Below are 11,473 nucleotides of genomic sequence, written 5' to 3'. Positions count from 1 at the left end.
CACGCGAGAAGTCCTGGGCTGCCGGGTGGGTCTGCTTCACGATCGACATGGAGTTGCCTCGTTCCCTCTTCAGGAGGTGAAGGTTGACGTCAGTGTCCTTCGGATTCCGGGGCCGGTGCAAGCGCATCCGGCCCCGGATGGGTCAGACAGCGCCTGGCCGCTCGCCGAGCCGGGCGACGGTGCGGCCCACGGCCTGCGCCACCGCGCGCACCTCGGCCATGGTCCGCTCGAACTCGGCGAAGTCGAGCGACTGGAAGCCGTCGCTCTTCGCCATCGGCGGGTTCGGGTGGACCTCGATGATGAGGCCGTCCGCTCCCACCGCCACCGCGGCGCGGCACATGGCCGGCACCGCCTTGCGCACGCCGATGCCGTGGGAGGGATCCACGAACACCGGCAGGTGGCTGAGGTTCTTGAGGATGGGCACCGCGTTGAGGTCCAGCGTGTTGCGCGTCATCGTCTCGAAGGTGCGGATGCCGCGCTCGCAGAGGATGACCTGGGTGTTGCCGCGCGCCACGATGTACTCGGCCGCCATCAAGAGCTCCTTGAGGGTGGCGCTCATGCCGCGCTTGAGCAGCACCGGCTTGCGCAGGTCTCCCACGGCCTCGAGCAGCGAGAAGTTCTGCATGTTGCGCGCGCCGATCTGCAGCATGTCCGTGTGCTCGGCGACGGACGCGAGCGTCTCCACGTCCTTCACCTCGGTCACCACGCGCAGGCCCGTCTCCTTGCGCGCCGCCGCGAGCAGCTCCAGGCCGTCCAGCTTCAGGCCCTGGAACTCGTAGGGGCTGGTGCGGGGCTTGAACGCCCCGCCGCGCAGGAAGGTGGCGCCGCTCGCCTTCACCGCGTGCGCGGTGGAGAGGATCTGCTCGCGGCTCTCCACCGAGCAGGGCCCGGCGAGCACGTGCAGGGCGTTGCCGCCGATCTCCAGGTTGCCCATGGAGAAGCGGGTGTCGTCCGGCTTCACCTCGCGGCTCACCAGCTTGAAGGGCTGGCTGATCGGCACTGCGTCCGCAACGCCAGGAAGGACCCGGAAGGGCTCGGGCTCCACCGCACCGGGGTTGCCGGTGATGCCGATCGCGGTGCGGCTGCCTCCTGGGATCGGATGGGGACGCCAACCACGGCGGCGGATCTCGTCGTTCACACGCTCGATGTCCTGGGCCGTCGCGTCGGGTCGCATCACGATCAACATGGAAGTGCCTTGGTCCTATGAGTGGCTCGCGCCGAGGATTCGGCGACGAGGTGCTGCGGGCTACGAGTACGGGGAACACCCCGTGACTGGTTTCGACCTCCGTGGGAGGAACTTGAGTCCAGGGGAGCGAGTCTCCCCCGTTGCTGCGGGTGGGAGCAAGCGGGCCCCACTGCGGGTGAAGCCACTGCACCTAATTGCCCGGAGTTTCTCGTGCCATCCCGCGCTCGGTGCCCGTGGCCCTCACCCGAAGCACCTCCCACGTCACGGTGCGCCCCAGCCCCGGGGCCTCGAAGCAAGGGGCGGGGCGCCGCTGCGTGCTTCCTTGCCGGGCAGCGAGGGGACAAGCTGCCCTCCGCAGCTGCCATCTCGCATGCTCGAGGAGCCCGGCCATGAAGACCTCTCTGCGCACCCTTTCACTCGCGACGCTGCTCTTGCTCGGAGGAGGGCTCGCGGGCTGCGAGCGCTCGGCGCGTGCGCCCGAGGCCAGCGCGCCCACCGCACCGGCTCCTACCGCCGCGCCCGCCAGCGCGCCTGCGGCGGCCGTGCAGCAGGACGCAGGCGGCGGGGCGATGAGCTCCGAGCAGCTCCAGGACCTCGTCCAGTCCGCGCAGGCCTGCCGTGAGGGAGAGGCGTGTGCGCTCGCCGGTGCGGGCACCTGCACCTGCGCGCAGCCGGTGAACGCGTCGCGCGCCGCAGAGGTGGACGCCGCGGCGGCGCGCGTGGAGTGCGGCGGCGCGGTGGTGCGCTGCGCGAACCCCGGCTCCGCGCGCTGCGAGGCGGGCAAGTGCGTGGGCGTCACGCCGTGAGCGCGGAGTCGCTCTGTGTCGCTCGCTCGAGTTGGCCCTGAGCCAATGGGGCGCAGCTGTCCCCGGCAGAGGAGTGGATCCGCAGCACTGTGCCCTTCACGCACCGGCTCAGGGGGAAGCCACGACGGGACGGGCTCCCCTCGGATGCGCCGAGCGCGAGAGGGCGCTGCCCTTCGAGGCGCTCCGGGGATGCACCAGAGGGGTGTCGGGCTCGGTCGTGCGCGCCCCTGTGTACGAACCTCGGGAGATTTCAAAAGTCCCGAGGTTCGTATTCAGCACCACACCGACCTGCGCCCGGGAGGGGCACCCTTCCGGCCGCGGAGTCGCGCGCACCTGTTCTGAGATGTCGGGGCTTTTCCGGTACGTCTTACGGGCCCCGAGGCCCCTCCTCCGGGATGAGGTCCGCACCAGGGTGCATGTAGATTCTGGTGCGGCCTCGGTGCGCGCGGAGGTGGCAGGCGAGGTACCTCGCAGGCGAGAGAGAGTCCTGCCTCAGGGTGCGGGAGCCCTTGGCTGAGAAGCCGTAACACCCCTGGGCGCAGCGAGAGTCGCTCGTTCGACGGCTCCGCACCCCCGGAGCGTCGCGCAGGCCGGCGCCCAAGCGCGCTCGGCATCCACGAGGCGCACCCGTCACGACGCGAGGTTCCTCCGAGCGCGCTCGCCCGTCTCAGTGCATCACGCTCGTGATGGAGAGGTAGACGGCGAAGAAGGTGAACACCTGGAACGCAGCGACCAGCACCAGCGTGCGCAGCGCGGTCGCCAGCGGGTGGCCGCCATACACGCGCCGCAGCGCGAGAAACAGATAGCTCGCGATCACGAGCGTGCCGATGGGAAGGCTCACCTGCCATGGCACCTTCAGCTTCACGATCAGGGGCTCTGTGAGCGTGCTGAAGATGAAGCGGAAGCTGTAGACGTGCAGCCCGAAGATGAGGTGCTCGACGAAGTAGTGCCCGCTTCCCAGGTAGAGCCCGGCGAGCAGCAGCACGAAGAGCCCCACGGTCGCGATCTGCGCGAGCTTGTTGCGGCTCGCGAACTGCGCCTCGAGGTGCTCCTTCACGAGCTCCGGCGGCTGGCCGAGCTTCTTGCCCTTCCAGGCGTAGAACCCTTCTGCCTTCGCCATCGAGGCCTCGGGCGTCGAGCCCGGCTCGTAGCGGACGATGGTGTCCAGCGTGAAGTAGCTGGTGTGCCCGACGAAGAAGAACAGGGCGCTGGTGAGCAGGAAGAGCCGCATCGGCGTGACCGACAGCGCGCGGCGCCCCGACACCGCCTCCTGCGTGAGCTGACCGGGCCGCGTGAACAGCAGCCGCAGGGTGCGCCACAGCCGCCCGTCCACGTGGAAGATCTCGTGGAAGGCCTCGTGCGCGTAGTGCTCGAGCGAGAGGTCGTGCCGCTCGAAGCGCTTGAGGCCGCACTGCGCGCAGTAGGAGCCGTGGAGCTCGGCCTCGCACTGGGTGCAGTGACGGGCTGCGCCGCCGACTGTCACCGAGGCGGCGCCGGACGCTGACGAATGCATGGAGGGTCCCCGGCCGTCCGACCAGAGGAGCCGGAGGGCAGCCCACTCTAACCGAAGCCGCGCCCGGCTCGCCTCGGACATAGAGTGAGCCCCCATGGCCGACCTGCACATCACGACCCCGCTGCTGCGCCACGACCCGCTCTCCGCCGCCCTCGGCAAGCAGGTGCTGCTCAAGATGGACAGCCTGCAGCCCTCGGGCTCCTTCAAGCTGCGCGGCATCGGGCGCATGTGCCAACGCGCGGTGCAGGCCGGCGCGCGCCACCTGGTGTGCCCCTCGGGGGGCAACGCGGGCTTCGCGGCGGCCGTCGCGGGGCGCTCGCTCGGCGTGCCCACCACCATCGTGGTGCCGCACACCACCCCGGAGTCCGTGCGCCGGCAGATCCAGGCCATCGGTGCCACGCTGAAGGTGCACGGCAGCGTCTGGGACGAGGCCAACGAGGAGGCGCTGCGCCTGTGCCGCGAGGGCGGCGTGTACGTGCCGCCCTTCGACCATCCGGACATCTGGGACGGCAATGCCACGCTCATCGACGAGGCCGTGCGCCAGGCCGAGGGCGGCCTCGACGCGGTGGTGTGCTCCGTGGGCGGAGGCGGCCTCCTGTGCGGCGTGCTCGAGGGCCTGCACCGCAACGGCCTTCCCAACGTGCCGGTGGTGGCGGTGGAGACCGAGGGCGCGGCCTCGTTCCACGCCTCGGTGAAAGCGGGCGCGCTCGTCACCCTGCCGGCCATCACCTCCATCGCCACCACCCTGGGCGCCAAGCGCGTGGCGCCGGCCGCCCTCGAGTGGACGCGCCGCCACCGCGTGCACAGCGTCACCGTGACGGACGCCCAGGCCACCGAGGCCTGCCTGTGCTTTGCCGATGACCTGCGCGTCCTGGTGGAGCCCGCGTGCGGGGCGGCGCTCGCGGTCGCCTACGGGCGCCTGGACGTGCTCGCGCCCTTCCAGCGGCCGCTGCTCGTCGTGTGTGGCGGCATCGCGGTGGACCTGGAGAAGCTGCGCGCCTGGCACGCCGGCCGGGCGACCTCGGGCCGCGAGGCGGGCGAGTAGGGGGCAGAAAGGCCCTCGGGCGGACGCGGGCCGAACGTGCGCCTTGCGGCGTCCGGGCCGCTGCACTACCCACCTCGAAGCAGCGGACGGTGCCGCCCGCACCGCCCCACCCGAGGAGGAGCTCCGTGGCCCAGCGTCGTCCGACCCCCCGACCCACCGCCCGCAAGGCCCCGCCCGCCGCGAAGAAGGCTGCGCCTGCGAAGAAGGCGCCTCCGACCGCGAAGAAGGCCTCCCCCGCGGGCAAGACGCCCGCTGCGAAGAAGTCTCCCACCGGGAAGGCCACGCCTGCGAAGAAGGCGCCCGCTGCGAAGAAGGGCGCATCCGTGGGGAGGGCTCCCGCTGCGAAGAACGCTGCCCCTGCGGGCAAGGCTGTCGCCGCAAAGAAGACGGCGCCCGCGATGAAGGTGCCGGCTGCTGCGAAGAAGGCTGCACCCGTGAGCAGGGCGAGCGCTGGAAAGAAGGCTGCACCCGAGAGCAGGCCGCCGGCGGCGAAGAAGGGGAACGCCGCGGCGAAGGACGCAGCGTCTGCGAAGAAGGCTGCACCCGCGACGAAGGCTCCCTCCGGGAAGGGCGCCGCTTCGGAGAAGGCTCCCACCCCTGACATGAGCAGCCCCGCCGCGAAGAAGGGCGCTGCCCCGAAGAAGGCCGCGGCACCCGACACGGGCACCACCTTCGAGCAGCGGGGCGCGGCAGTCGAGGAGACTCCCGCGGCGGAGGGCGTGAAGGCCCAGGAGACTCCCGCGGCGGCGGAGGGCACGAAGGCCAAGGAGGCGCCCGCCGGAGAGGCGGGGGCCTCCGAGCGCGCAGAGCCGCGCTCCCCGGAGCAGACGGCACCGGCGAAGAAGGCCCCGGCCTCGAAGCGGGGGAAGTCCGCCGCCAGCCCCGCAGCTTCCGAGTCCCCGCCCGCCCCGGAAGCGCCCCCGGCGGAGCAGGGCGGGCCCGCGGCGTCTCCCGCGGAGCCTGCCGAGGGCACGGCGACGAAGCGGGCGCGCAAGGCCCAGGGCGCGGCATCGCACGCAGAGGCGCCCCCTGCAGGCCCGGAGGCCTCCGATGCCCAGGCCGCAGGTGCGGTGGCTCCGGAGGAGGAAGGCGCTGCCTCCGCGAGCGCGGCGGCCGCGGCGTCGTCCGGGGAGGCCTCCGCCAGCCCCTCGTCCGAAGAGGCTCCCGCGGCATCCGAGGCCCCTGCGCGCGCGGGCCGCGGCGCCAAGCGCAAGGCGGAGCCCGCCGCACCCGACGAGACCGCCGACACCGGCGCGGAGGAGTCGAAGGGCCGGCGCGCGGGGAAGGGGAGCGCACGGGCGGCAGAGCCCGAGGCGTCCTCCGAGCCCGCTGCCCCCGCGCGCCCCGCCGCGGAGCCGCAGTTCCTGGTGCTCACGGGAGGCTCTCCGTTCGTGCGCGCGGTGGGCTTCGTGCGGCGCGCGGAAGCCGGCGAGCCGCTCGCGGGCTTCGAGAACCTCGCGGTCTCGCGCATGTCCGAGCTCGCGCTGCCCACCGAGCCCGGCAGCTACGAGTTCCGCTTCCAGGTGCGCAACGGCATCGGCTCCTTCAAGCTCGCGCAGCGCAACGAGCGCGGCGCGACGAAGAACGTGCGCGACTTCGAGTACGCGGGCAGCTCGCAGACCTACCGCTTCAGCATCCCCTGAAAAGGCAGAGGGCCCGTCCACCTCGCGGATGGACGGGCCCCGGCCGACGGACGGAAGCGCAGAGTCGCTAGTGCGCGCCCTCGATCTTCACACCCGGCACCGGCTTCTTCAGCATGAAGATCAGCACGAGCGAGAGCGCGAAGAGGAAGGTGAGCACCTCGAAGTTGTCGTTGAACGCGCGGATGAGCGACTGCGCGCTCACCTTCTGGTTCAGCACCTGCAGCGCCGCGCTGAAGGGGTCCGCCACGCGGCCGGTGAACGCGCCCTGCAGCATGCGCAGCTGCTCCTGCGCGTACTGGTTGAAGGCGTCCACGTGCTCGCCCAGGCTCAGGTGGTAGAGCTTGGTGCGGCGGTCCAGCGCGCTGCTCATCCACGCGGTGCCGATGCTGCCACCGAGCTCGCGGGTGAGGTTGTAGAGGCCTGCGCCGTTGCCGCGCTGGTGCGCGGGCAGCCCGGAGAGCGCGAACACGCTCAGCGGCACGAAGAGGAAGCCCAGGCCGCAGGCGCGGATGAAGATGGGCGCCATCATCTGCAGGTTGCTCGACTGCGCGGTGAGGTGCGCGTTCGTCCACAGGGACCAGCACATCATCAGCACGCCGAAGCCGATGAGGTAGCGGCCGTCCACCTTGTTCCCGAAGCGGCCCACCAGCGGCATGATCGCGACCTGGATGGCGCTGCCCTTGAGGAAGAGCAGGCCGATGTCGAGCGCCGAGTAGCGCATCACCGTGCCGGCGTAGAGGCTGAAGAGGAAGCTCGCGCTGAACAGCGCCGTGCCGGTGAGGAAGTTGAGCCCCGTGGCGGCGGAATACGATCTGTTCGCGAAGACCCGCAGGTCCACCACCGGGTGGGGCGCCTCCAGCTCGTGCACGATGAAGGTGATGAGCGAGATGGCGGCGATGGCGGCCGTCACCGTGATGAGCACCGAGTCGAACCAGCCCTCGCGGTTGCCCTCCTCGAGCGTGTACTGCAGCGTGGCCATGCCTACCGCGAGCAGGCCGATGCCGTAGGTGTCCACCTTCTCGCGCGTGGGCTCGAAGTAGGGCTGCTTGATCTCCTTCCACGCCATGGACGCGGCGAGCAAGCCCACCGGCACGTTGATGAGGAAGATCCAGTGCCAGCTCGCCCACTCGATGAGGTACCCGCCCAGGGTGGGCCCCAGCAGGGGACCCGTGATGGCGCCCAGGCCGAAGAGCGCGCCGGCCATGCCGTGCTCCTCCTGCGGATAGCGGGCGAAGAGGATCGCCTGGGAGGTCGGGATGATGGCGCCGCCGCCCACGCCCTGCAGGATGCGGAAGGCCACCAGCGAGGGCAGGTTCCACGAGAGCCCGCACAGCACCGAGGCTGCGGTGAACAGCAGGATGCTGAAGGTGAAGTAGCGGCGGTAGCCGAACTTGCGCTGCAGCCAGCCGGTCATCGGGATGACGACCACGTTGGCCATCATGTAGCCGGTGGACACCCAGGCGATCTGATCCAGCGGCGTGCCGAAGCTCGCGCGGATGTCGCTCAGCGCCACGTTGACGATGGAGATGTCCAACACGGACATCAGGGCGGCGAGCATCACCGCGATGGTGATGCCCACCTTGCTGCCTTCGATGTGCTCGCTTCTCAAGGTCGTTCCGCCCTTACTTGCTCGTGTAGACGGTGGCTTCCACGCTCATGCCGGGGCGCAGCTGCACGTCCTTGGGGAGATCGTTGAAGCGCAGCAGCACCGGGATGCGCTGCACCACCTTCACGAAGTTGCCGCTCGCGTTGTCCGGAGGCAGGAGGCTGAAGCGGCTGCCGGCTGCGCCCGCGAGGCTGTCCACGTGCGCCTCGAACTCGCGCCCGCCGAACGCATCCACCTCGACCTTGGCCTTCTGGCCGGGCTGCATCTCGCCCACCTGGTCCTCCTTGAAGTTGGCCACCACCCACACGTCGTCGGTGGGCACCAGGGCCATCAGGTTGGTGCCGGGGCTCACGTTCTGACCGGGCTCCACGGTGCGGCGGCTCACCGTGCCGTTGACCGGGGCCTTCACCAGCGCGTAGCTCACGTTGAGCTGCGCGAGCTGGCGCGCGGCCTCGGTCTGCTTCACCTTCGCCTCGGCGGCCTTCACCGCGGCCTGCGCCGCGGCCACCTGCTGCGGGCCGGTCTGCGCCTGGGTGAGGCGGCCCTGGGCGAGCTCGAGCCCGCCGGAGCTGCCGCCCACGCTGGCCTCGGTGGCCTGCAGGCGCGCCTGGGCCTGCAGCAGCCCGGCCTTCGCCGTGTCGTAGGCGGCCTGGCGCGCGTCGCGCTCGGCCTGGCTGATCACCTTCTGCTCCACCAGGGACTCGGCGCGCGCGTTCTCCTTCTCCGCGAGCGCGAGCTTCGTCTGGGCCACCTGCACGTCCGCGCGGGCCTGGTCGAGGCTCGCCTTCGCGCCGGAGACGCCGCTGTTGGCCTGGGTCACGCCGCCGCGCGCCTGGCGCAGGTTGGCGTTCGCCGTCTGCTCGGTGAGCGCGAGCTGCGCCTGGGCGGTGGACAGCTGCGCCTGGGCGGCGAGCGCGTCGGCCTCGGCGGCCTGCAGGCGCGCGTCCAGCTCGGTGCGGTCCAGCTCGACGAGCACGTCGCCGGCCTTGACCACCTGGTTGTCCTTCACGAGCACGCGCGCCACCTGGCTGCCCACGCGCGCGGACACGTTGGCCACGCGCCCCTCGACGAAGGCGTCATCGGTGGACTCCTTGCCGCGGCCCACCAGCCAGAAGATGAGGCCGGCGAGCAGTGCGACGCCGATCAGCGCCGGGAGCACCACCTTCGCGCGCGCCTTGCGCGCAGGGGCAGCGGTAGGGGTGGAGACGGGAGACGGGGTGGCAGCGGAATCCATAGGAGGGCTCAAGCGGGGAGTCGGGGTGAAGAGGTGATGGAGATGCGAAAGGCGTTCAGGGGTCGCGCACCGCAGGCACCGCCGCGGCGATCTTCGTGAGCAGCTCGACGAGCGTGGTGCGCTCGCTCTCGCTGAGGCCGGCCATCAGGGCGGCCGTGCGCCGGAAGTGGTCCGGCAGCATGCGCTCCAGCTGCTCGAGCGCCGCCGGCGTGAGGCGCACCAGCGTGCGGCGCCGGTCCTCCGAGGAGGACTCTCGCTGCACCAGGCCCGCCGCCTCCAGCGTGTCCAGCAGCCCCGTCATCGAGGCGCGCGTCACGCTCGAGCACTCGGCGAGCTCGCCGGCCGTGAGCGTGTGCTCGGGCGCCTTGGCGAGCATCATCAGCACCGTGAAGCGCCCGGGGCTCAGGCCGTGGCGCGCGTAGTGCGCGTCGTAGGCGTCATCCAGCGCCTGGCCCACCCGCCGCAGCGCGAGGCTGGTGCGGATGGCGCTGGCGTCCAGCATCGGGAAGCGCCGGGCGTGCTCCTGCAGCGTCTCGAACTTCGGCAGGTTCAGGAGGGTGAAAGCAGCGTCGGACATGAATTGGTACGGGGCCTAAGTAAATTGTTTAGCGGCCTAATTAACTCCCGGCTCAGAGATGCGCAATCCCCAAGTGGGTTTCGGCGGGCTACAAGCGGAGGCATGACGCGAACGACCCGACTGCTCCTCCTGCCCCTGGCCGCGGCGCTGCTCGCCGGCGCGGCCCCACCCTCCACCCCTGCTGCCTCGCGGGGCGCCCCCTCGGCCGCCCAGCTGAAGCAGGCGAGCGCCCGCTTTGCGCCGGTGGACCTGAAGGTGGATGTCTCGAAGCTGCCCGAGGTGGAGCGCCGCGCGCTCGCCCGCATCCTCGAGGCGGCGCAGGTGATGGACCCGCTCTTCCTGCGCCAGGTGTGGGCGGGCAACGAGGCGCTCCTGCTGCAGCTCGTGGCGGACCAGAGCCCGCTCGGCCGTGAGCGGCTGCACGCGTTCCTGCTCGACAAGGGGCCGTGGAGCCGGCTGGACCACGACACGCCCTTCGTCCCCGGCGTCCCGGAGAAGCCCGCCGAGGGCAGCTTCTATCCTCCCGGCGCGACGAAGGAGCAGGTGGAGGCGTGGGTGAAGGGGCTCCCGGAGGCGCAGGCGAAGGAGGCCACCGGCTTCTTCACCACCCTCCGCCGCGGGCCGGACGGCAAGTTCGTCACCGTGCCGTACAGCCTCGAGTACCAGGCGGAGCTGGGGCACGCGGCGAAGCTCCTGCGCGAGGCCGCCGAGCTCACCCAGCAGCCCACCCTCAAGCGCTTCCTCGAGGCGCGCGCGGCCGCGTTCCTCAGCAACGACTACTACGCGTCCGAAGTCGCGTGGATGGAGCTGGACGCGAGCGTGGAGCCCACGCTCGGGCCCTACGAGGTCTACGAGGACAACTGGTTCAACTACAAGGCCGCCTTCGAGGCCTTCATCGCGGTGCGCGACGACGCCGAGACGGCGAAGCTGCAGAAGTTCAGCGGCCAGCTGCAGGACATCGAGAACCACCTGCCCATCGCGGCTTCCTTGCGCAACCCGAAGCTCGGCGCGCTCGCCCCCATCCGCGTGGTGAACAGCCTCTTCAGCGCGGGCGACGGCAACAAGGGCGTGCAGACGGCCGCCTACAACCTGCCCAACGACGAGCGCGTGGCGGCGGAGAAGGGCACCAAGCGCGTGATGCTCAAGAACGTGCAGGAGGCCAAGTTCGAGCGCGTGCTGCTGCCCATCACCCAGGTGGCGCTCGCGGCGAAGGACCGCAAGGACGTGTCCTTCGACGCCTTCTTCACCCACATCCTCATGCACGAGCTGATGCACGGGCTGGGGCCGCACAACATCACCGTGGGCGGCAAGCAGACCACCGTGCGTCAGGCGCTGCAGGTCTCCAGCAGCGCCATCGAGGAGGCCAAGGCGGACATCTCCGGCCTCTGGGCGCTGCAGTACCTGGTGGACAAGGGCGTGCTGGGCAAGGAGATGGAGCGCACCATGTACACGACCTTCCTCGCGAGCGCGTTCCGCTCCATCCGCTTCGGCACCGGCGAGGCGCACGGCAAGGGGATCGCGCTGCAGCTCAACCGCTTCCTCGACGACGGCGCGGTGGTGGTGGCGAAGGACGGCACCTTCAGCGTGGTGCCGGGGAAGATCAAGGCCTCGGTCGAGGGCCTCACCCGCGACCTGATGCAGCTGCAGGCCAAGGGTGACCGCGCGGGCGCCGAGGCGCTGCTCGAGCGCATGGGCGTGGTGCGCCCCGAGGTGCAGCGCGTGCTCGAGAGGCTCACCCGCGTGCCGGTGGACATCGACCCGCGCTTCGTCACCGCCGAGCAGCTGGTGCAGCAGTACGGCAGCGGCGCGGTGGCAGCGAAGCCGTAGCCTGCCTGGCCGCCCGTCGCTCGCGGCGGGGGGCCT

Annotated in this window: 9 protein-coding genes; 4 read left to right on the top strand and 5 right to left on the bottom strand. The window is 71.1% G+C overall.

All coding sequences use genetic code 11. The features are described 5' to 3' along the window. Positions 1-142: 142 nt before the first annotated feature. On the bottom strand, positions 143-1,186 hold the full coding sequence (gene aroF, locus FGE12_RS07440) for a 3-deoxy-7-phosphoheptulonate synthase (protein WP_153865698.1): 1,044 nt from the start codon (positions 1,184-1,186) through the stop codon (positions 143-145). A gap of 389 nt (positions 1,187-1,575) precedes the next feature. Between aroF and FGE12_RS07435 the strand changes: the two genes are divergently transcribed. After that, on the top strand, positions 1,576-1,992 hold the full coding sequence (locus FGE12_RS07435; RefSeq protein WP_153865697.1) for a hypothetical protein: 417 nt from the start codon (positions 1,576-1,578) through the stop codon (positions 1,990-1,992). Positions 1,993-2,659: 667 nt separating this feature from the next. On the opposite strand, the gene FGE12_RS07430 is transcribed toward FGE12_RS07435, so the two are convergent. Continuing rightward, positions 2,660-3,505, bottom strand: coding sequence for a DUF3667 domain-containing protein (locus tag FGE12_RS07430; RefSeq protein WP_194797680.1), 846 nt, complete (start codon positions 3,503-3,505; stop codon positions 2,660-2,662). Positions 3,506-3,599: 94 nt separating this feature from the next. Here FGE12_RS07430 and FGE12_RS07425 point away from each other — a divergent pair, with 94 nt between their 5' ends. Both FGE12_RS07425 and FGE12_RS07420 read left to right on the top strand, forming a co-directional pair. Next, positions 3,600-4,550, top strand: a complete 951-nt coding sequence (locus FGE12_RS07425; RefSeq protein ID WP_153865695.1) for a pyridoxal-phosphate dependent enzyme — start codon at positions 3,600-3,602, stop codon at positions 4,548-4,550. Between the two features lie 125 nt (positions 4,551-4,675). Then, entirely contained in the window at positions 4,676-6,193 is a 1,518-nt protein-coding gene (locus FGE12_RS07420) for a hypothetical protein (RefSeq protein ID WP_153865694.1), read from the top strand. Positions 6,194-6,260: 67 nt separating this feature from the next. Here FGE12_RS07420 and FGE12_RS07415 read toward each other — a convergent pair whose 3' ends face one another. From FGE12_RS07415 to FGE12_RS07405, 3 genes are read right to left on the bottom strand one after another with little or no spacing between them, the layout of a single operon-like run. After that, positions 6,261-7,802 carry a DHA2 family efflux MFS transporter permease subunit gene (locus FGE12_RS07415; RefSeq protein WP_153865693.1) on the bottom strand — a complete coding sequence of 514 codons (1,542 nt, stop codon included), beginning with the start codon at positions 7,800-7,802 and terminating at the stop codon, positions 6,261-6,263. Between the two features lie 13 nt (positions 7,803-7,815). Then, complete coding sequence (locus tag FGE12_RS07410; RefSeq protein WP_153865692.1) at positions 7,816-9,033, bottom strand: HlyD family secretion protein; 1,218 nt, start codon at positions 9,031-9,033, stop codon at positions 7,816-7,818. Between the two features lie 55 nt (positions 9,034-9,088). Next, positions 9,089-9,610: a MarR family winged helix-turn-helix transcriptional regulator gene (locus tag FGE12_RS07405; protein WP_153865691.1), complete on the bottom strand. Its 522-nt coding sequence runs from the start codon at positions 9,608-9,610 to the stop codon at positions 9,089-9,091. A 102-nt stretch (positions 9,611-9,712) separates the two neighbouring features. Between FGE12_RS07405 and FGE12_RS07400 the strand changes: the two genes are divergently transcribed. After that, positions 9,713-11,437, top strand: a complete 1,725-nt coding sequence (locus FGE12_RS07400) for a hypothetical protein (RefSeq protein ID WP_153865690.1) — start codon at positions 9,713-9,715, stop codon at positions 11,435-11,437. Positions 11,438-11,473 lie beyond the last annotated feature (36 nt).

The sequence above is a fragment of the Aggregicoccus sp. 17bor-14 genome, from assembly GCF_009659535.1.
GTDB lineage: Bacteria > Myxococcota > Myxococcia > Myxococcales > Myxococcaceae > Aggregicoccus.
The sequence above is the reverse complement of the archived record's forward strand: the minus strand, read 5'-3'. Positions and strand labels throughout refer to the sequence as shown.

Bases quoted from the DNA above. Each gene is read 5' to 3' on its own strand.
- aroF (WP_153865698.1), bottom strand. From the start codon at position 1,186: ATGTTGATCGTGATGCGACCCGACGCGACGGCCCAGGACATCGAGCGT.
- FGE12_RS07435 (WP_153865697.1), top strand. From the start codon at position 1,576: ATGAAGACCTCTCTGCGCACCCTTTCACTCGCGACGCTGCTCTTGCTC.
- FGE12_RS07430 (WP_194797680.1), bottom strand. From the start codon at position 3,505: ATGCATTCGTCAGCGTCCGGCGCCGCCTCGGTGACAGTCGGCGGCGCA.
- FGE12_RS07425 (WP_153865695.1), top strand. From the start codon at position 3,600: ATGGCCGACCTGCACATCACGACCCCGCTGCTGCGCCACGACCCGCTC.
- FGE12_RS07410 (WP_153865692.1), bottom strand. From the start codon at position 9,033: ATGGATTCCGCTGCCACCCCGTCTCCCGTCTCCACCCCTACCGCTGCC.
- FGE12_RS07405 (WP_153865691.1), bottom strand. From the start codon at position 9,610: ATGTCCGACGCTGCTTTCACCCTCCTGAACCTGCCGAAGTTCGAGACG.
- FGE12_RS07400 (WP_153865690.1), top strand. From the start codon at position 9,713: ATGACGCGAACGACCCGACTGCTCCTCCTGCCCCTGGCCGCGGCGCTG.